Below are 20,797 nucleotides of genomic sequence, written 5' to 3'. Positions count from 1 at the left end.
GGAAGTTATGAATCCCAGACGTTATGGCCGCGGCTGGTTTAGCCACGATTGCACCCGGCACCCCACCGCTTGTTGAGGATGGGTCTGATGCAGAATGATTTCGCGCCCCACATCGCAGCCTTGCTTTCTCAGATACCGGGCCACCGTGTCTTCAGCTATATCGGGGCGGTTATTCTGCTGGCTGAGGTGGGCCAGGAAGACCCGCAATCCAGGTTTCATTTTTATCTGGGCCAGGATTCGAGCGCTGTGGTCATTGGAGAGATGTCCCCTGCCGCTGCTGATGCGCTGTTTGAGGAAGCCCGGATAAGGTCCTTTGGCTAACATCTCCCGATCATGGTTAGCCTCCAGCACCGCCACATCCGCCCCGGAAAGAGCGTCAACGACTGTTTTGGTTATAGAGCCCACATCGGTGGCAAAAGCCAGTTTGCGCTGGCGGTAATGAAAGGTAAAACCTACCGGATCAACGGCATCATGGGAGATGCGGAAGCATTCCAGGTCCACCGGGCCAATCTTCATGGTATCGTCGAGTAAACAGCAGCATCTGCCGGGAATGTTGTCTCTGAAGGGAAGCCTCTCCCAGGTCTTGGCCCGTGAATAAACCGGGATCTGAAAGCGGCGCGCCAGGACTTCGACCCCTTTAATATGGTCGCTGTGTTCATGGGTCAAGAGGATGGCATCAATCGCCCTGACATCGCTCCCCACCGCTTTGAGCCCATTGGCGATACGCCGGGCGCTGATGCCCGCATCGATCAGGATAGAGGTGGAACCGAATTGAAACAGGGCGGCATTGCCGGTACTTCCGCTAGCCAGTATATGTATCTCAATCATTAACCTTTCCTCTTTAGCTGGAATTCCCCTTAACCAGCAGCCTTCCACCAGGTAATTCCATAATAAGCAATCGAACCCCTCACAATCTAATATGTTAACATAATCAGCCTGACTTGCCTATCCTTCATCATCACTCCCGTACCCATTTTGCAGCCGGCGGGCAATGTAAAAATTTTGTCATTTCCCAGAGTCCTTCTTTCTAGTAAAATATTCCTGCAGATATGATAAACTGGATGAAATTTCCTCCGGGCGGGAAGCCCGGTTACGCCTTATTTAGGAATTCAGGGCTAAAGGAGGGATAAATCTCAAGCTAACCGATATGGGAGGCATATCTATGAGAGATGGGAGGACTTATTATGTTTGACAAGCGGATTCATTCAGGTTGGATTGTGTTATTAATGCTGGTTTTCGCCTTCTCAGCCTTGGCAGCAGGCTGCAGCCAGATTGGCGAAAAGGCCACTGAAAAAGCCCTCGAATCGGCTTCTGGCGGAGAGGTCAAGGTGGATCTAAATGACGGCGAAGTCCAAGTGGATTCCAAGGATGGGAGCTCCTCTTTTAAGACCGGTGGAGACTTGACCTGGCCGAAGAGTATGCCGGCTGATGTTCCACAGTTGAACGGAGCCAAGATCTCAAACGTCAGTGAAGCCAAAACTACAAAGGGCCAAACCATTATGGTCTGGTATGAAGAAATCGGCAATGTTGACCAGATCAATAAATACAAAGCCGACCTGGAATCGAACGGCTGGACCATAGCCACGACCACCAATACCCCGGAGGGTACATATATAATGGCAGAAAAGACCGGTTGGGCTTTGAGCGCCACTTTCAGCACCGAAGACGGCAATGGCGTCATTGCTGCAGCTCAACAAAAAGAATAACGCCATCATAAAGCGGGCCCTGGTGTCACTGCCAGGGCCCCTGTTTTTATAGTAATCGAACCACTATGGTTTTAGCCGCCAAATCCCCACAGCGCTGCTGCAAAGGGGTTTTCCATATAAGTACAGCCCCCACCAGGCAGAAAAACTGGATGTCGACGATTCTCAAGAGATTGCGCAATAAGGCGGCAAATATCCCTATTTTGGAACCATCCTGACCGACCACCTTGATCTGCGCGATCAGCTTGCCGGGGGTAAAGCCCAGCAGGCCTTCAAAAGCAGTATAATACAACACCATTAGTCCAAAAACGGTCAATAAAGCCCTGCTTTGCCCCACCCAGAACGCGGCGGAAACAAGGCTTTGCCAGGTAAATGTCAGGCTGGCCGCCTGAGGCATCCAAAACCCTATGATAGCAAGAATGACTACCGTGTCCAAAACACCGGCGATAGCCCGGTGTACAAACCCCACCAATACCAGCCCCTCCGGGGTTTCCCTGACCTCATTCTTGACAGGGCACTCCTGCTCCAACAGGCCTTCATTTAGCATCCACATCAATCGCGACCCGCAAAACCGGCAATAGAAATTGCCCTCTCTCCAAACGCTTCCGCATATCGGGCAATACTCGGGCTGCTGTACCAACAAAGACTCATAACACTCCGGGCACTCCGTTAATCCTTGGGGAATCCTCTCTCTACAAAATGGACAACGCATCCTCCTTCAACCCCTCCCGGTTTTGTCTTAGGCTAACTATATGCCTCAAACTTTAAGCCTCATTCTATAAAAATCTTGTTCTTGGGAAATATTGATAGTAAGCAAGACTACTGGCTAAGGAGGCTTTATGTTGACACAATTGGATCGCAGCGGTAGATTCCTGGCGCAGGCCGGCCAATCCATAAGCGAAGCCCTTGACTGCGCTCAGTCAGCACATCAGAGTGTAATGCAGGCCCAGATCGGACTGACCATGCAGGAGATCGAATATGCCCAAAACCGGGTTCATGAAGCATTGCTTCGCATCTATCAAGCCCAGCAATTTGTCAGCCCTGAAAATGAGCACCTATCCGCCCAGCTGCAGATCGAACACGATCGATTGCTGCAGGAATATCAGCTATTTAAATAAATAATGAGCACAGCCTTCTTTCTCTGCGCATCCTAAAGCGTGGAGCGGCCTTTTGCGGCCAGTAGCCCATCATATCATCTATAATAACATAAACAAACCCTGGATTCCTGCGATTTACATGACCTCAAATAAGACCTGGCATATCATGAAACTGCCTGATTCTGGACTGCACCTATATGCAGCCCGAAAACAGTCCTTCTTTCCCCGGCTATTGGGGCGGTTTCCAATAATGCCGGATAAAAGCGTCCCTTCCCGAAGCCAGACGGTAGCTTTTGTAATGCAAGGGATTCTTTTCGTGATAGCCTTGGTGATAATCCTCGGCGGGATAAAAGGCTTCGGCCGGCAAAACCTTGGTCACTACTGCAGATTTAAAGCGGCCGCTCCCGGCCAGTTGTTTAACTGAAGCCAGGGCAGCGCTCTTCTGAGCCTCATCATGATAAAATATCGCAGTCCGATAGGATTCCCCGCGGTCATAGAATTGCCCCCCGGCGTCGGTGGGGTCGATTTGCTGCCAGAATATCTGCAGGAGTTCTTCATAACTGACCTGGGCCGGATCATATAAAACCTGCACGGCTTCATAGTGTCCGCTTCCGCCGCTGCATACCGTCTCATAACTGGGGTTTTCCAAATGACCTCCGGTGTATCCGGAAATCACCTCGGTGACTCCGGGATGGTTTAGAAACGGCGGCGCCATACACCAAAAGCATCCCCCGGCAAAAGTAGCCACACCCGGGACCGGTTTAAGTTCCCTTTCCATATTTCAAAACCCCTTTTAGAATATATTGCCCCACCGGGGTATTTTTCCTTCAGAATGAAAATAGGAGCCGGGCTTGTGTCCGGCCCCCTTGTAGCCCTTTTTAAAGGGTCTTGGCAACTCCGGTCAACTTCTCCGCCATCTGGGCCATCTCCATCACGGAAGCAGTGATCTCTTCAGTAGATGCGGCTTGCTCCTGGCTCTGCTGTACTGTACCCTCTGAAGCCGCAACTGCTTCTTTCACGGTGCTGTCTATCTCCCGGATCAGTTTGCCGATTTCATCGGCGGTTTGTTTGGATTGGTCCGATAGCTTGCGGATTTCTTCGGCCACCACTCCGAATCCGCGTCCGTGTTCTCCTGCCCGGGCTGCTTCAATTGCCGCATTCAAACCCAGCATCTTAGTCTGGTCGGCCACGCTCTTAATAAAGCCTAATATCTCACTGATACTGGCTGAATTATCCTGAACAGCTCTGATATGCTGGGCCAATTGGCCTTCGGTATGGGTGATTTCGCCGGCTGATTCGGCAATACCCTGCATGGCTTCGGCGATTTCTGCGGTGGTCAGGCTTAATTTGGCTGCCATTTCCTGCAGATCACGGGCCAGATTTCTGGGGGTGGTAATGCCAAATGATCCAACCAGCTCGCCGCTGTCCTCGTCAAAGAGGGGGATTCCCAACATACGCATATTGCCGTACTTCTTGGTAGCGATATCCACCTGGGTCTTGCGCCGGGCTCTGATAGTGGCTGAGCCAGTGTCTCCGTCCTGCAGAGGGGTTCCGGCTACAAACTCCTTGAGGTCGAATTTGTCAGAGCCCATACGATGTGTGACCTTCTCCAGGTCCGTCACCCCCACCCAGGCTCCTTCTGGCTGAGATTCAATGATGATAGGCGCAAAGATGTCAAATGCCTTGGCAACCGGATGCAGCTTGGGGGCAAATACCCCACAGGCGCCTATCACCGGTTTTTTCTCATCCTCAGCCTCGAAAATCGGCATTACCCACACATACAGGCGTATGCCATAGACTTTTTCATCAACCGCTTGAGAAATAGCGCGTCCCTGACTGATACAGCGCTGAATGGGTCCGTCCTGATTAAGGCGCTCCCCGACACGAATACCGGCCACGTTGATATTATGGTTCTCCACAAAGTCAAAACGTTCCAGGTCAGTGCTAAAATAGATCACTCCGTCCCGTCCATAGGTTTGCACCAGAAACGGTGCGGTGGTGCGAAAGGCTTGCTTTTTGCTGCGCGCCCGGTTTAAAACCTTTTCATGCTCTTCTACGAAGGTCATCATTAGATTGGCGGCGGCAGAATCCATCAATGTGGCATGATCGGGCTTGGCAGTCATCACTTGTTCGCGCACCCGGCCATTTCCGGTGGCTTCAATGATAATGTCCAGTGCCGGCAATTGCAGCATCTCTTTTAAATCTGAAAAGGCCGGTATCCCCAGTTCCTGTGCCAGCCGCATACCGGGAGCCGCCGGGTTTACATCACAAATACCCAAAACCCGGAATGTGTCGATACCGTGGAATGACCTCAGGATGGTACTGCCGCCCATCCCTCCCCCTACGATCACTATGTTTGTCATTATAGTCCTCCTCCCGCTTTCTCCTTCTCTTTTTTAAAGCCCATACTCCCGTATTTCTGATCAACTTCTAAAGCCTGCAGTTTATCTTGGCAAGATGATTTCTAATCTTGGTGAATATGGCATTTGTTAATGTCAGTGGTGATACGGTTCGCCGCGTAGTATTTTAAAAGTGCGGTATAATTGTTCAACCAGTATCAACACCGCCATTTGGTGCGGAAAGGTCAGCCTGGAGAGTGATATCCGCTCGTGAGCAGCTTCTATTACTCCCCTGTCCAGTCCGTAAGCACCGCCGACTACAATGTTAATCCGGGATTTGCCGCTCAGCATCCATTGCCCGACCCTGGCTGCCAGTTCCGTAGAACTGCCGGCCTGTCCCTGCACATCACATAATACCAGGTATTCCCCGGGAGCGATCTGCTGCAGGATGCGCTGCCCCTCTTTCTGTTTTACCTGAATGATGTCTTGATCGCCAGGCCGGGCCGGGGCCTTTTCCTCAAAACCAGTTACAAGTTCCACATTGCTGTATGGGGTGAGGCGTTTAACGTACTCTTGAATTCCGGCCTGATAAAACGGTTCCCGAATTTTCCCTACGGAAATTATACGTATTTTCAAAACTGCACTGCTCCCTTTAAAAGGCCTGTGGCCAGGATCTTCTCAGGTGGTTATCCTTCCTGGAGTACCACTGGAACGGTTATCACCTGAGCCTGAGACAGGTCGCCCCCCACCAGACGCAGCAGTTTAACTTCTATGCTCTGCCCCACCTTGCGGTTAGCGATCTTCTCCTGCAGCTCCAGGCCGGTTGCCACATCCTCATTATCGATGCTGATAATTATATCGTAAGATTTGATTCCAGCTTTAGCGGCCGGGCTTTTAGCGACCGGTTCCACCACTACCCCGGATTGGCTGGGAAGGCTGAAATGCCGGGCTTGTTCTCCATTTATCTCCCCCAGAATTCTTATCCCCAGAAAAGGGCGTATCACTTTGCCATGACGCTTGAGCTGATCGATCACTTTTTGCACCTGATTGGAAGGGATTGAAAAACCCATGCCTTCAAAACCGGCTTCGACGATTTTTACGGTGTTGATACCCATCAGCCGCCCATCCAGGTTGACTAAAGCCCCGCCGCTATTGCCCGGGTTGATGGCTGCATCGGTTTGAATCAGGCGAAAAGCGCTGCCTTCCTCGGTAGCCAGCAAGCGGTTAAGGCCGCTGACGATTCCAGCCGTAACCGAACGAGCAAAACGCAGACCCAGGGGATTGCCTATTGCCACTACTTGCTGGCCGACTACCAACTGCTCGGAATCTCCAAAGATGATGGGCGAAAGCTTGCCATCCACTTGTATTTTAATCAGAGCCAAATCGGTCTGGGGATCTGCGCCAATAAGCTGAGCTTCCTTTTCATTTCCGTCTGCCAGGGTAACGGTTATGCGATCGGCCCCTTTGATCACATGGTTATTGGTGACGATATGCCCTTCAGAGTCAATAATAACGCCGGATCCGGTGCTCTCAACGCTGATTTGATCATAAACATCCCCTTGTTGCTGAAAATTATTGATGCCCACAATCGAAGGGCTTACTGCAGCCGCCACCTCACTGATGCTCCCCTCCGTCTGCTGTGGAACGACCGTTGGCTGGCTATTTCCCAAACCAGTGTATAATAGGGTAAATAGCAGCAAACCGGTGCAAAAACAGCCGGCAAAGACCAGCCAGATTTTTACTCCCACTTCTTTCATCAACGAATCACATCCAATCCCTGCTTTTTTTCCCTATAGCTTGTGCTGCTGAGAACTAATTATTCCATGATATCTGCCCATAAAAAAAGAGGCCTTCAGGCCTCTTCAGCTTGTTGATAAAGTCAACAAGCTGGGCAGAGCGAACGACGGAAGCGAAGAGCAAGGCGCTCAATAAGACCGCGATTGAGGCGTACAAATAGTACGTTGATTGAGCGGACCTATTGAGCAACGCAGTTATTCGCTTTTGTCGACGGTCTGAAGAGGCCTGAAGGCCTCTGGGCTGATATGGTTATAGCAATGTGCCCGGATTTAATCAGGGGGGAAATTACTCGGTTCGCACCGCCGCCCCCAGTCTGGTCAGCTTCTCGGGCATCTTCTCATAGCCCCTGAAAATATGGCCGGCATCGTCGATTATGGTCTCGCCCCTGGCGGCCAGGGCGGCCAAAACCAGGGCTGCTCCAGCGCGCAAATCGGTGGCTTTCACCCGGGCGCCGCACAAAAGGGGCTGCCCCTCTACAATAGCGGTATGGCCCTCTACCTTAATGTTGGCGCCCATGCGCTTCAACTCATCAACGATCTGGAAACGGTTTTCAAATACATTCTCCACGATGACGCTTGAGCCCTGACTGCGGCATAGCAGGGCCATCATCTGGGACTGCATATCTGTGGGGAAGCCAGGATAAGGCAAAGTCTTGATGTCTACCGGATGGATGTTTTCCCCTGCCCTGACCAATATGCCCTCATCGCATTCCTCAACATAGGCCCCGGTCTCCTGCAGCTTGGCGATAACCGGATGCAGATGAGTGGGGATGACGTTTTGCACCTTTACTTCCCCGCCGGATATGGCAGCAGCAACCATATAAGTTCCGGCCTCGATCCGGTCAGGTATGATGGCGTAGCGGCAGGGCTTCAGCTGTGAAACCCCCTCAACTTTGATCACATCGGTTCCCGCTCCCCTGATGCGGGCCCCCATGGAGTTGAGAAAATTGGCGAGATCGACGATTTCCGGCTCCTTGGCCACATTCTCGATCACACTCATACCCGGGGTGCGGCTGGCCATCATGATAATATTTTCGGTGGCGCCGACGCTGGGGAAATCCAGATACACCCGGGCTCCCCCCGGTTTATGGCTTTGAGCGTATATATAGCCATGTTCGATCTGGGTGATCGCCCCCAGGGCCTGTACACCCTTAAGATGCAGATCCATAGGCCGGGAACCGATATCACATCCGCCCGGCAGGGAAATCACCGCTTCTCCCTGGCGCCCCAGCAAGGCGCCCATCAAGAGATTGGAGGCCCGGAGTTTTTTAGCCAGTTCGTAAGACGTGGTGCGGCCAAGCAACCCTCCGGGGACCAGTATAGACAGACTGTCGTCAGAGTTCCACCTGGTGTCGGCCCCTATCTCGTTGAGGATCTGGGTCATCACTTCAACATCCCGGATGCGGGGCAGATTGTCCAGTATGGTCTCACCTTCCGCCAGGATGCTGGCCGCCATCAATACCAGGCCGGCATTTTTCGCGCCGCTGACGCGCACCTTGCCAAAAAGAGGATTACCTCCAGTTATAATCATCCTGTTGTTCAAACCTTACACCCTCTAATCCATTCTTTTTCCAAAGCCGTGAGCATTTCATCCTCAAAGCGTTCATAACTCAATCCCAGGGTCTTCTCCACCGTTCCATCGATTTGATAACCATCACCCAAGTCATTGAGGATCTGCCATATGGCAGCTTCTCCGTAATGATCGACAATATACTCCACTATCTGTAAAGACTGCCAGTAAGCTACGCTTTCTTCCAGGCTGTCAAAGTCTTTATCCAGCTGACGCAGCGAATACAGGGCGACCTCCCTGTTCCTGACCGCCGGACTGGCAAATTCAAATCCGGTCAGGTGCTTTTCCACATACTGGGCTATGCCTTCGGTAAGCCAGCGTGAGTAATTCCCCTCTGTGACCTCATCCACCATAAGATGCGCGTATTCATGATAAACCGGACCTTCCCGGATAAAGGCCTCCTGACTGGGTTCTTTCAGCCATTCCCCAGGCGATAAGACCCGGATCGATCCTCCCCAGTAGACCCCCATGGCCTTGGCGTTTTTGTTCCATCCAAAACTTTTGGCCAAGCTGGCGCTGTCGGGATAAATAATCAAGGTAGTTCGCTCTGGAGGCTGTTCCCCGAACATGCCGCTTACCGATTGGCGGGCATCTTCTGCCACAGCGGCCACCATAGGGGCATAGGCCTCATCAATAGGCAGATATTTAACGTCAAAATGCTCCGTGCTGGTAACCTCATATTGAGAGGTGCTCAAACGGATTTCCTGATTGACCATAAACCTTTGCAGAACATGGCTGTTCTTGACCAAAATCATAATAATGATAAATACAGTAATTAAAAGCAGGGGCACCTTGACCCCATCAAATCTAACGGACGACAAAATTCCCACTCCCCTCGCATCCCATTATACTATGCCGGTCTTGGGGAATGACAAGACAAATCCTGGTGCTACTCCTTTAAATACTCAGTAATTGCTACCCCTGCCAGAGCCCCGTCCCCAACTGCGGTGGCAACCTGCCTTACCTTTTTGGAACAGATGTCTCCAGCCGCGAAAACACCGGGCATGGAAGTCATAAGCTCTTCATTGACCACGATATAACCGCTGTCCGTCTCCAGGCGGTTCTCAAGAAAGCCAACGGCCGGCACCATGCCGATACTGACGAATACGCCTTCGACCGGTATGGTTCTGATGCTGCCATCGTTGACATCCTTTACCAGGAGCTGTTTGACCCCGCTCTGATCGCCCTCTATCCCCTGGACCACCTGGTTAAGCTTAAGAACAATACGCTCATTGCTGTGCATTCTTTCCACAAGAGCCTGATGGGCACGGAAGCCCTCACGGCGGTGTATAAGATAAACCTCTGAAGCGATGCCGGCCAGGTATAAGGCTTCTTTTACTGCTGAATCTCCGCCCCCGACCACCGCTACTGGACTATTCCTGAAAAAGGAGCCATCACAGGTGGCACAGTAGGAAACCCCTCTCCCCAAATACTCCTGCTCTCCAGGGACCTGCAATTCCCTGCGCCTGGCTCCGGTAGCCGCTAAAACCGCTCGCGCGGTCAACTCTCCACAGCGGGTTTTTACCAGGATGCCTCGACTTGACCGCTCGATATCCAGGACCTCATCATAGCGGATCTCGGCGCCGCAGTTTTCGGCCTGCTGCCTAAAACGGGCCATCAGCTCGCTGCCATTGATGCCTTCAGGAAAACCGGGATAATTCTCAATAAGATCGGCAATGCCGGCATTGCCGCCTACCATAGCTGCTTCCAAAACCAGGGTAGACAATTTAGCCCGTCCGGTGTAAATCGCCGCAGCCAACCCGGCCGGTCCGGCACCGAGGATTATTACATCATACACTGGGTCTGCCTCCTTTTAGTACACAAAATATAAAAACCCCGGCCAGAGACGGCCAGGGTGAATTATTTATCATTACTTCAAAACACTCAAGGGGTTCACAGTTGAACCGTTGTACATCACTTCAAAATGGCAATGGGGACCGGTACTGCGTCCGGTGCTGCCCAGGGTAGCGATAACCTGCCCCCGGGATACCTTTTGCCCCACAGATACATTGAGGCTGTTGCAATGCGCATAACGGGTAGAATAGCCATTGCCGTGGTCGATGACGACGCATTTGCCATACCCGCCATTCCAGCCAGCGGATACAACATACCCGCTGCCTGAGGCCCGCAGGCTGGTACCGGTTTTTCCGGTAATATCGATAGCCGGGTGTCCTCCCCGATAATACTGGCTGATAGGCCCGTAAACCGGCCAATCCAGGACGCCTTTGCTGATGCCGGAACTGCCGCGTGATGCCACCTGTACCACCTGATTGCCTTTGACCAAAACCCGGGCTACCGGATTCTTGAGTATTTCTTCACTGGTAATCTCTCGCGCTGCGATGACCCCATTCTTTTTGACCGCCTGGTAGGTGATCTTCTTTTCTCCGTCACTGCCCTGTTCTCTTACTCTGACCGTAGCCGGCGCGCTGGCATCCACAACCACCTGGGTTTCATAAGGAATGGCCTCCACCTTTTCGCCCTCAACCTGAGCGACTACGGTGAGCAAGGGTTTAGTCTTGACCACAATCAATTCCTGACCCAGGCTTAAATTTTCTGAAGCAAGGTTGTTGGACTTTTTGATTTCATCCACATATGTATCATTGCGCCGTGCAATCAGCCACAGGTTGTCGCCTTCCTGCACTATGTATTTCTCGGGGTTGAGAGTACCGGTCTTGATGAGATCATAGGCCTGTTCGCGGGTACAGATCTGATCCAGCGCAACCCTTTCCTCGACTACCTCGACCTGTTCTTCAAATCCCAGCTGAATGAGCTTTTCGCCTTGATCAACACTTCCAAACTCGCCCTTGAATTGTTCCACCAATTGCCGGGCTTCGTCCTCATTCACCAGACTGACTACAGCCTGGCCGTTTACCATGATAGTTGTCGCAACGGCGTTAAAGTCAACCTTCTGTTCCAGCAAGGCCGCCAGCTGTTCGGCGCGAACCAGCTTGGAGGAAAGAGCAAAAACCTCTTTGAATTCCACTTCATTGCTCATCTCCAGGTCAAAACCCACCTGGCCTTCTTTATCTATTTCCATTTGCGTCAGGGTTTGTAGGACTTCTTGGCGGGATGCTACCAGAAATTGGGTTTCACCATCAACGATTACGGCGATGGCGGAGGCTTTGGCGGCAAGTAGCCACATACAAGAAAAGATCATAAAAGCCAAGGTAATACAGCTAGCTGGCACGAGCTGCTTCCGTTGTCGTAAATAAGCAATCATGACAAAATTCTCCATAGTTTTTTATTTAGCGTTATCTATATTCTATGCCTGGTACTATTTTTCCTGCTTTTTTGATCATGTTTTTCCTATTCGCCTATAATAATCCAGGAAAATCGAAGCCTCCACCCGCTTGCGGTGCATCTCGCAACTCACCGGATAAGGCTTGTTCAAATCACCATTCTGCAGATAGGCCTGCGCCAGGCAGCCGCCCCCGCAATAGTATCTGGCCCAGCACCGGACGCATTCCTTATCATGAACCTGGCATGTCGAAAAACGTTGTTTAATGCCGTAATCAATGTCTCCCTGAACAACGTTGCCCATCAAAAAACCGGCTTCTCCCACCAACTGGTGGCAGGGATACAGGTCCCCTTCCGGAGTGACTGTAAGGTATTCCACCCCGGCGCCGCAGCCGGTCAAGCGCTTAGCCAGGCAGGGTCCTTTCTGCATATCCAGATTGAAATGGTAGAAGTGCACCGCCTGTCCCGATCGGGAACGCTCCATCAGAATCTCGGTCAGGCGCTCGTATTCTTGCTTTACCCGGGGGAGGTCAGCATCCTGAATGGCATATCCGTTGTCAGGCCCTACCGCCGGCTCCAGGGAAAGCGCTGAAAAACCTAATTCCAGCAGATGCCGGCAATCTTCCGCAAAATCCAGATTCTGCCTGGTGAAGGTGCCGCGTACATAGTAAGAGACTGGATTTGCCGCCACCATGGCCTTAATTTTGGGGACAACCGCAGCATAGCTGCCTGACCCGTCTTTTAAAGGACGGTATTGATCGTGCACCCTTTGACGTCCGTCCAGACTCAAAATCACCCCGATTTTATTGGCTATTACCCACTCTATAATATCTGTATCGAGCAAGAGGGCGTTGGTCGTTAAAGTAAAAGCGAACTCCTTGTTATGAATAGGTTCTAAAGCCCGGCAATATTGAACCAGTTGCTGCAACATCCCCGCCGCCAGCAGCGGCTCCCCGCCGAAAAAGTCGATCTCCAGGTGCCGGCGCCCTTTGCTGTGAACGATCAGGAAATCCACCGCTTTTTGAGCTACATCAAAACTCATCAATCCGGGTTTCATACCAAAGTCGCCCTGTGCGGCGAAACAGTATTTACAATTCATATTGCACAAATGGGCCGCATTCAGGCACAATGCCTTGAGGACCATCTGGCCGGTGTCCACCCGCACCGCATCCAATTCGGTAAAAAGCGCTCCCTGTTGATGCAGCTGTTCAATCTCCTGCCAGACTTCATCCAGGGTGTGGGCGGGCAATTGATCTGCCAGTCTTTCCCGGGCTTGCCGGCAATCGCCATGGGTCTCCATAAGAGCGGCCAGCAAAAGATAGGCAGGCTGATCCAGGACGTGAACCGCGCCGCTGTTCACATCGACCGCAAAATAATCATCTTTCCAGGGAAATACATGCAGGTTGGCCTTGTAGTCATAATCTTGCCAGAACAGAAGACGATCCCTCCCACCGCGGCCAGCAAATTATAGGCACGTCAAAACAGGGGCTTTGCCCCTGTTCATGATCAAGCTATGCTTCCTGGCGGCACACCTGATTGCCCACGGTGCAGGATGTTTTACATGCGGATTGGCATGAAGTGGCACATTCGCGGCAGTTGGTGGTATTTTCAGACTTTTTTATACTGGGCTTGATGATGGTAGCGATATGTTTATTCATGAATGGATCCTCCCCCTATTACAATAGAAAAAATCTCGGGACCAGCTGTGCTGAAATCATTGCCCCGGCCACGCGGCGCCAATTTTTATCCATGTTTCAGCCGGTTCTTAATCAGCTTTCCCACAGCATCAATCTAACAGGGATATTCTATAATATATGGCCGGGTTTAGTCAATTATGTCAAACCTGTCAGCACCCGGCGGGCCTGTATTCTGTTTTACCTTCCAGGAACTGCGGATGAGTGCATCATGATACCTCGCCCAGCCGGTTATGATCAGCGCTCTTTAGTATCTGCTGCACTACAACGCCGGCTTGCTGCTCGGGAGGCACCTTGATACCGTTTACCAGCTCCCCTCCTACCAGGACGAAACTCCTGGCTTTTGCTTTGATCTCGTCGAGGTTCACGCAGCAAACCGGGCACCCGCCTACAACCAGACCCACATCCGCTCCTTGTTCTGTAAGCTCAAGCGCAGTGTACTGTTTTAATTGGCTCACAACTTCGTTGACCAGCTTTTTGCGATTAATAACGGGATTGCAGCCGCCGCAGTACTTGATATACAACTTCATAACTTCCCCCTCTGCAATGGACCAAATCCAAACAGAAGCAAAAGGGAAGGGGCATGCCCCCTCCCCTTTTTGCTCCCGCAGCGTTTTCAACGCCCACGGTGTTTACCAATCTATGTCAGGATTCTCCCTTACCCCGCATAGATTTTCAGCCAGTTCCTTACGGTGTTCCATATCCACCAGCCGGGTGATCATGATTCTCTGGGCCTGAGGCGACCCGGCCCCGTGCATGGACTCGGTCAAATAGCCCACTGCGGCTGCTCCCTGGGTCAGGTTTTCAATCAGCCGGGCCATGCGCTGCCGGTGTTCGACCGGCACATCATTCCGGGTGGTGGAATATTTCTTGACCAGAGGTCCGATGTCCGGGTTGTTGAAATCCTTTTCAGAGGGCATGGTAACAAAGTAGCCGCCTGCTATATCCTGGGCCAGCCGGGCGATCTCATACGGAAAACGGGTTACATTCTGCTTGCAGATATTGGCCAGAAGCTGGTCGATCAGATAGTTTCCCGCCGCAGTCTTCCTGCCCTCGGCTGAACAGGCAATCCCGCAGCCATACAGGGTCTCGTTTAAGTGGCACATCTCCACCAGTTTGTCTTTGATATGGGAAGCCTTGGAGGCTCCCTGATAATCGGCGATCGCCTTGGCGGCGCCGATCAGGGTGTCGCCTACCCCTACTTTACATCCGCCATAACTCTGGCGATGGTAACCGGCGAATCGCTCCACCACCATAGTGCTGAAATCGGTTTCTCCATCCATAAAAACCCTTTCCCAGGGGACAAAAACGTTATTGAAAATGGTCATTACTTCCTGCCCGCCAAAATGGATATTGCCGATATCCACCTTTCCGCCTTCCAGTTTGCGGGTATCGCTGGCCTGCCGGCCGTAAACATAGATCATCCCCGGCGCGTCCACCGGAACTGCGAAACATACTGCCCAGTCTTTTTCGTCTTCCTTGAGGCTGTTGTTGGGCATAACCAGTATCTCATGTGAATTTATCATCCCGGTCTGGTGCAGCTTGCAGCCCCGCACCACCAGTCCGTCTTCCCGTCTTTCCACCACATGCAGGTAAGCATCGGGGTCAGGCTGCTGTGCGGGTGATTTGCTGCGGTCGCCCCGGGCATCGGTCATGCAACCGTCTACCACCATATCGTTCTCCTGCACGTATTCCAGGAATTTGACGAAGCGCTGATGGTACTCGGTTCCATAAGCCTGGTCGATTTCATAAGTGGTGCTGTACACGGCGTTGAAGGCATCCATCCCCACACAACGCTGGAAGCAGGAACCGGTCTTCTGCCCCATCAGTCTCTGCATTTTGACTTTTTTGATCAGATCTTCAGTACTCTGGTGCAAATGGGTGAAACGATTGATCTTTTGTCCGGTCAGGTTGGAGGTTGCAGTCATGATATCCTCATATTCCGGATCCAAGGCCAGTTTATAAGTCATAGCCACAGAATTGATCGACGGTCTGATAATGGGATTATCCACATAGTTCTCAACTTTTTCGCCGAACATATATAATTCAATATTTCTTGATCTAAGATCATCCAGGTATTGTTGCGCTGTCTTCAAGGCCATTTTTATCAAACCCTCCCCATTTTTCCATTATTCCTTCAGGATATACTCCATGCCTTGGCCGATCATGACCGCTTCGCCCTTCTGATTAACACACTTGGTCTCCAGTTTGACCATGTGCTTGTCTTCCAGCTTTTCTATAATGGTTGCGGTGGCGGTAATGGTGTCGCCAATATATACCGGCTTGAGGAATTTGATGTTCTGATTGGCATAAACGTTGCCAAAGGTAGCCATGGTAACCGTGGTGGAAATAAGTCCTGCCACCATTAATCCAGGTACGATAACATCCCCGAAGCGTGTAGTCTTGCTGTATTCCTTGTCGATGTGAATGGGGTTCATATCCCCGGTTAAACCAACCCAGAGAATAACATCGGTTTCGGTGATGGTTTTGGTAAATGAAGCGGAATCGCCTACACTCATATCTTCCCAATGCTTGATTTTTTCGCTGTAATTCATGTTCTGCTTCCCTCCGCTTAACGTAAAATGGCGTTGCCTATGACTACTCTCTGAATCTCGCTGGTTCCCTCATAGATTTCGGTTATCTTGGCATCCCGCATAATTCTTTCCGCCGGATAATCGCGGGTGTATCCATAGCCTCCATGAATCTGCACAGCTTGATTGGCCGCCCGGTTGGCGGTTTCCGAAGCTTTGAGCTTGGCCATGGCGGCATCAGTTCCAAAATCCAGACCCTGGCTCTTTCTCCAGGCGGCGTCGTAGGTTAGAAGGCGCGATGCCTTGACTTCCAAAGCCATATCGGCCAGTTTGAACTGTATGGCCTGCAAAGCTGAAATAGGTTTGCCGAATTGCACTCTCTGTTTTGCGTAAGCCAAGGCTAATTCGAAAGCCCCCTGGGCTATGCCTACCGACTGGGCAGCGATACCAATTCTTCCGCCATCCAGTGTTTCCATAGACATCTTAAAGCCTTCGCCTTCTTGGCCCAACAGGTTCTCTTTGGGAATGCGGCAGTCTTCAAAGACCAGGTCGCAGTTCTGCGTGCCCCTGAGCCCCATCTTCTTTTCGAATTTGCCGAAAGTGAATCCCGGAGTTCCTTTTTCAACTATGAACGCGCTGAAAGCTTTACTCCTCATTTCTTTGGGCCCGGTGCGGGCAAACACTACATAAGTATCTGCGGCTCCGGCATTGGTTATAAAAATTTTCCTTCCGTTCAATATATAGTTGTCTCCATCCAAAACAGCTTTACAGGTCATGGCAACAGCATCAGAGCCGGCACCGGCTTCGGTAAGACCAAAGGCCCCCAATTTCTTGCCTTCGACCAGAGGAACCAGGTACTTCATCTTCTGCTCTTCAGTTCCCCACCTCCATATCGGCCAGGCCCCCAGGCTAACGTGGGAGGAAAGGGTGTCGGCGGCCGAAGCGTCCACCCGGCCCAGTTCTTCCACGGCGATAGCATAGGCCAGATAATCCATGCCGGCCCCGCCGTATTTTTCCTCGAAAGGTATTCCGGTAAGTCCTAGTTCGCCCATCTTCTCGTAAATGGAGCGATCGAAATATTCTTTTTCATCTCTATCAACAACTCCGGCAGCCAGGACTCCTTCGGCGAAATCCCTAACTGATTGTCTAAGCATTTCATACTCTTCACCCAGTTTGAAATCCATTTATCAATTCATCCTTTCTGTTTGTTGGTACCAGCATCAATGTCTTAGGCGCCGTAGTACAGTATTTTGGCTTCCGCCATGATTTCATCTCTGAAATCAGGATGGCTTATAGCTACCAATGCTTCAAGTCTTTCCAGGTTGGTCTTGCCTTCCAGCATGGCAATTCCGTATTCTGTAACAATGCAGCTCACTTCATTGCGGCTGGTAGTTACCGCTGTTCCCCGTGACAGCGCGGGCACAATGCGGCTGACTTTACCCTTGGCGGCGGTTGACGGCATGGCGATGATAGATCTGCCGCCCCTGCTGAGGTGAATACCGCGGATATAATCCACCTGTCCGCCTACCCCGCTGTATTGTTGGCCAGCCAGCTGATCAGCCGCTACCTGTCCCAGAACATCAACCTGCAAAGCAGAGTTTATGGAGACCATGTTATCGTTCTGACCGATAACATAGGGATTGTTTACGTAATCTTCCGAGTGCATCTCAATAAAGGGATTATCGTTTACCCAGGCATAAAGCTCTTTACTGCCCATCATAAAGGTGGAGACGATCTTGTTCTTATGCAGTGTTTTCCGCGAGCCGTTGATCACACCCATTTCCGTAAGGTCCATTACCCCATCGGAGAACATCTCGGTGTGAATCCCCAGATCATGCTTGCCCTTGAGATAAGACAATATTGCGTCAGGAATAGCTCCGATTCCCAGTTGCAAGGTATCCCCGTCTTTGATCAAGGTATTGACATAGCTGCCTATGGCGTCTTCCACTGCGGTGAATGGGGCCCGCTCTATACCCATCAATTCCCGGTTGCTGTGAACAAAGTAATCGATCTCACTGACATGCATAAAGGAATCACCGTGGGTTCTGGGCATGTGCTCGTTAACCTCGGCAACAACTATTTGGGCCTTTCTAGCCGCAGGCAGCGTGTAGTCCACCGAAATTCCCAGGCTGCAATAACCATGCGGGTCCGGCGGGCAAACTGTTATTAGTGCTACATCTACCGGTATAATCCCATTTATAAACAACGCCGGAATCTCTGATATAAATCTGGGTAAATAATCGGCCCGGCCGCTATTGATAGCCTGCCTGGTATTAGGGCCGCCGAACAGGGACACATGGCGGAAACTCGGCTCCATTCCGGGTTGAGCATATCTGCACTCACCCATACCTATTCTGTGCACTACTTTGACGTTTTCCAGTTCGGCGTACCTGTCGCTCATGGCCCCGGTCAATGACCTCGGTTCACCACAAGCGTGGGCAACCACTACCGTGTGGCCCGATTTTATACAACGCACAGCTTCTGCCGCTGTACAGGTCCTATCCTTATAATGCTCCTGCCATTTCATACCTCACCCTCCAGTGCCAAAGGAAATACCTGTTTAAGAAAATGTTTATATTGAGTTAAAATGGGGTCCCGGTCCTGGTAATGATTTTTGCTGCAATTCATCCCTGGAGAAGAGGGGGGACAGCCTTGGGCTGCTTTCCAGAGCTGCCGGGACCCCCAGTTGCCCTCAATATTTAGTTTTGTTTATTATCCGCCTAGTCTTCCCAGATGGCGAAGGCCCTTACCGGGCTGCCGGTTAAGCCGACCCATTTAAGCGGGAACATAGCATAATAGAAGTCCTTGTGCCGCGGGATCTTGGTGATATTCACCAGGCTCTCGGTATGGATTACCTCTCTTTCGGCATGAACCGAATGGTTGGGATAATCCAGATCAGCAGGGGTATCCAGGCTGGCGGCATCAGTGCCGATGTTCAATAAGCCTTGATCCAGAAGCCAGGTAGTAGCCTCTTCATCCAATCCCGGATATTGGCTCAGATAATAGAACGGATCGGTCACACCATACGGCTCGATCCCGGTCCAGTACAAGAGACTCATGCCGGGCTTCAGGGTTACTTCCGCGGCATCCAGGCCTTTCTTGACAGCATCCAGGGTTATATGGGTGCGGTTGGGCACAAAGGATAGGTCAATCCAAGCCGCCGGGGTGATCAACTCCTGCAGGGTGATCTTGTCCACTGATAAATGTGATTTATTGGGATCAAAATGGTAAACCGCATCAACATGGGTGGAAGTGTGGTCGCAGGTTATGATCCCTTTCACCCCAAAGCCAAGTTTATAGTTGCTCTTGTCGCCCAGGCTGAATACAGTTTCTTCATGAGTCTTGTGCCACCAGAAGTCAGTTTTCATATGGCCGGGATAGACCGGGATATCCGGACTGATATCCTTGCCTAAGTCCAGGAAATTAAGCTTTTTGCCCATAAATTCGACTACATCGATTTTTACGTTGTTTTCACTCATGATAAACCCTCCGATTAGATATAATTAAAAATTCAAAGGTCATGCGGTCATCAGGTATTGACTGTGATTAAGCCGTTTGCGGCTGCATCTTGGCTCTTTCCGCTTCAAGTTCCATATCAATCTGTTCCATGGTTTTTCCTTTGGTCTCCCGGGCGAAATAGAACAAGACGCCCTGGATGACAAAACATGCCGCCAAGAAGAGGTACACTGAACCGATGGCATCGGCGGTTGCCTTGGGGCTGACCAGGTTGGATGAACCGGCGAAGAAGGCAACTACCATGGGGCCGATCAACTTGCCGATGCCGCCCATGCCGTAGGCAGAACCCATACCAGCGGCGCGCAGCTGAGAAGGCCATACTTCGGAACCATAGGGTCCTACCAGGGCGAACCCGCCGTCAGCAAAGAAGTAGATGCCGATCATGCACAGCCAGAACACTGAGATCCCGCCGATAAAGTTCCCGGTGTTGAAGATTGCGATAACCAGCATGGTAGCGGCACCAGCTCCCAGTATCATTCCACTGGTGCGGCGGCCCAGGAAGTCGGACATAAAGGCCCAGAACCATCTGCCTATAAAGCCGCCCAGGGTAACGAATATAAAGTATTTGGCAGCTTCCTGCGGAGTCCGGCCCATGATCAAAGCTAGCAGGGCAGGGCCCCACATGGTGAAGCAATAATAGCCGCACTGCTGAGCAATGTTGGTTCCCCAGGTAGTTATGATACTGCGGGGATACTTAAAGAGCTCGCTCCAACTTTGTTTAGCCACCGGCGGCAGGTCGTCGACCCATTGGTCCTTTTTACCCGTGGCCTGGCGGAAGTCATGGTGTTGCCCGGTAACCCAATCAACTCCGGCCTCAGCCTCGTCAAACCGCTTGTTGCTGATAAGCCAGCGGGGAGATTCCGGAACCCAGATCCTAATTAACAGGCATAACAGGGCGGGAATCAATCCTACCAGGAACAAACCTCTCCAGCCGATAAAGGGGGTTAAAAAGGCCGCGCTGGTGCTGGCAATCATAGTGCCTATGGGAATGAAGGAAGTCACAATTCCGCTTACCCGACCGCGGTACTTAGAAGGCACAAACTCCTGCACCAGGGGCAGGTCAACACAGTATAAGCCGCCCAAAGCCAAACCGGTCAGGAAGCGCAGCGCTACCAGGAACAGCCAGTTCCCTTCGGGAACAAAGTACATCAAACCGGTCATTACGGCGCTGAATAATATGGTAAAGATAAATATCGGCCTGCGTCCGATTTTGTCTGCGATATAACCAAACGCGGCCGCGCCTATGATAGCCCCGAACCCGGAAGCCAGCAGAATAGCTGCTGAATGGCTGTAGGTCAGGCCCCAGGGAACCAT

General features: G+C 51.5%; 21 protein-coding genes. 2 read left to right on the top strand and 19 right to left on the bottom strand.

Going from position 1 to position 20,797, the window contains the following annotated elements; all coding sequences use genetic code 11:
- Window positions 1-21 precede the first annotated feature (21 nt).
- On the bottom strand, window positions 22-828 hold the full coding sequence (locus B3W37_RS03855; RefSeq protein ID WP_481041773.1) for an MBL fold metallo-hydrolase: 807 nt from the start codon (window positions 826-828) through the stop codon (window positions 22-24).
- Window positions 829-1,184: 356 nt separating this feature from the next.
- Here B3W37_RS03855 and B3W37_RS03850 point away from each other — a divergent pair, with 356 nt between their 5' ends.
- Window positions 1,185-1,706, top strand: coding sequence for a hypothetical protein (locus tag B3W37_RS03850; RefSeq protein WP_481041775.1), 522 nt, complete (start codon window positions 1,185-1,187; stop codon window positions 1,704-1,706).
- A 46-nt stretch (window positions 1,707-1,752) separates the two neighbouring features.
- On the opposite strand, the gene B3W37_RS03845 is transcribed toward B3W37_RS03850, so the two are convergent.
- A complete protein-coding gene (locus B3W37_RS03845) occupies window positions 1,753-2,256 on the bottom strand; it encodes an RDD family protein (protein ID WP_481041777.1) in 504 nt (167 codons plus the stop codon).
- Window positions 2,257-2,542: 286 nt separating this feature from the next.
- On the opposite strand from B3W37_RS03845, the gene B3W37_RS03840 reads away from it, so the two are divergent.
- Window positions 2,543-2,821 carry a hypothetical protein gene (locus tag B3W37_RS03840; protein ID WP_481041779.1) on the top strand — a complete coding sequence of 93 codons (279 nt, stop codon included), beginning with the start codon at window positions 2,543-2,545 and terminating at the stop codon, window positions 2,819-2,821.
- A gap of 208 nt (window positions 2,822-3,029) precedes the next feature.
- Here B3W37_RS03840 and msrA read toward each other — a convergent pair whose 3' ends face one another.
- The 17 genes from msrA to B3W37_RS03755 all read right to left on the bottom strand — a co-directional run.
- A complete protein-coding gene (msrA, locus tag B3W37_RS03835) occupies window positions 3,030-3,578 on the bottom strand; it encodes a peptide-methionine (S)-S-oxide reductase MsrA (RefSeq protein ID WP_481041781.1) in 549 nt (182 codons plus the stop codon).
- Window positions 3,579-3,678: 100 nt separating this feature from the next.
- Window positions 3,679-5,163: a methyl-accepting chemotaxis protein gene (locus B3W37_RS03830; protein WP_483174838.1), complete on the bottom strand. Its 1,485-nt coding sequence runs from the start codon at window positions 5,161-5,163 to the stop codon at window positions 3,679-3,681.
- 132 nt (window positions 5,164-5,295) lie between these two features.
- Window positions 5,296-5,775, bottom strand: a complete 480-nt coding sequence (gene rlmH / locus B3W37_RS03825; protein ID WP_481041785.1) for a 23S rRNA (pseudouridine(1915)-N(3))-methyltransferase RlmH — start codon at window positions 5,773-5,775, stop codon at window positions 5,296-5,298.
- A gap of 50 nt (window positions 5,776-5,825) precedes the next feature.
- Window positions 5,826-6,896, bottom strand: a complete 1,071-nt coding sequence (locus B3W37_RS03820) for a S1C family serine protease (RefSeq protein ID WP_481041787.1) — start codon at window positions 6,894-6,896, stop codon at window positions 5,826-5,828.
- 325 nt (window positions 6,897-7,221) lie between these two features.
- Window positions 7,222-8,466: a UDP-N-acetylglucosamine 1-carboxyvinyltransferase gene (gene murA / locus B3W37_RS03815; RefSeq protein WP_481043046.1), complete on the bottom strand. Its 1,245-nt coding sequence runs from the start codon at window positions 8,464-8,466 to the stop codon at window positions 7,222-7,224.
- 8 nt (window positions 8,467-8,474) lie between these two features.
- Entirely contained in the window at window positions 8,475-9,326 is an 852-nt protein-coding gene (locus tag B3W37_RS03810; RefSeq protein WP_481041789.1) for a peptidase MA family metallohydrolase, read from the bottom strand.
- Window positions 9,327-9,394: 68 nt separating this feature from the next.
- The gene (gene trxB, locus B3W37_RS03805; RefSeq protein ID WP_481041791.1) at window positions 9,395-10,303 is read right to left on the bottom strand and encodes a thioredoxin-disulfide reductase; all 909 of its coding nucleotides are present in this window, start codon (window positions 10,301-10,303) and stop codon (window positions 9,395-9,397) included.
- A 72-nt stretch (window positions 10,304-10,375) separates the two neighbouring features.
- Window positions 10,376-11,647, bottom strand: coding sequence for a peptidoglycan DD-metalloendopeptidase family protein (locus B3W37_RS03800; protein WP_483174836.1), 1,272 nt, complete (start codon window positions 11,645-11,647; stop codon window positions 10,376-10,378).
- Window positions 11,648-11,800: 153 nt separating this feature from the next.
- Window positions 11,801-13,144: a thioether cross-link-forming SCIFF peptide maturase gene (scfB, locus tag B3W37_RS03795; protein WP_483174867.1), complete on the bottom strand. Its 1,344-nt coding sequence runs from the start codon at window positions 13,142-13,144 to the stop codon at window positions 11,801-11,803.
- A gap of 109 nt (window positions 13,145-13,253) precedes the next feature.
- Complete coding sequence (scfA, locus tag B3W37_RS03790) at window positions 13,254-13,400, bottom strand: six-cysteine ranthipeptide SCIFF (RefSeq protein WP_481041794.1); 147 nt, start codon at window positions 13,398-13,400, stop codon at window positions 13,254-13,256.
- Window positions 13,401-13,645: 245 nt separating this feature from the next.
- A complete protein-coding gene (locus B3W37_RS03785; RefSeq protein WP_481041796.1) occupies window positions 13,646-13,966 on the bottom strand; it encodes a hypothetical protein in 321 nt (106 codons plus the stop codon).
- Between the two features lie 102 nt (window positions 13,967-14,068).
- A complete protein-coding gene (locus tag B3W37_RS03780) occupies window positions 14,069-15,538 on the bottom strand; it encodes a 4-hydroxyphenylacetate 3-hydroxylase family protein (RefSeq protein ID WP_481041798.1) in 1,470 nt (489 codons plus the stop codon).
- A gap of 27 nt (window positions 15,539-15,565) precedes the next feature.
- Window positions 15,566-15,991, bottom strand: coding sequence for a MaoC family dehydratase (locus B3W37_RS03775; protein ID WP_481041800.1), 426 nt, complete (start codon window positions 15,989-15,991; stop codon window positions 15,566-15,568).
- Window positions 15,992-16,008: 17 nt separating this feature from the next.
- Window positions 16,009-17,151: an acyl-CoA dehydrogenase gene (locus tag B3W37_RS03770; RefSeq protein WP_483174834.1), complete on the bottom strand. Its 1,143-nt coding sequence runs from the start codon at window positions 17,149-17,151 to the stop codon at window positions 16,009-16,011.
- Window positions 17,152-17,195: 44 nt separating this feature from the next.
- Complete coding sequence (locus tag B3W37_RS03765; RefSeq protein ID WP_483174833.1) at window positions 17,196-18,494, bottom strand: acetyl-CoA hydrolase/transferase family protein; 1,299 nt, start codon at window positions 18,492-18,494, stop codon at window positions 17,196-17,198.
- A gap of 193 nt (window positions 18,495-18,687) precedes the next feature.
- Window positions 18,688-19,446 (bottom strand): cyclase family protein, encoded by a 759-nt coding sequence (locus tag B3W37_RS03760; RefSeq protein WP_481041806.1) that lies wholly within the window; start codon window positions 19,444-19,446, stop codon window positions 18,688-18,690.
- 67 nt (window positions 19,447-19,513) lie between these two features.
- On the bottom strand, window positions 19,514-20,797 hold a 1,284-nt coding region (locus B3W37_RS03755; RefSeq protein ID WP_483174832.1), incomplete at its 5' end, for an MFS transporter.

The organism is Syntrophomonas sp. UBA5494 (assembly GCF_002426325.1).
This window is presented reverse-complemented; position numbering and strand designations above follow the sequence as displayed.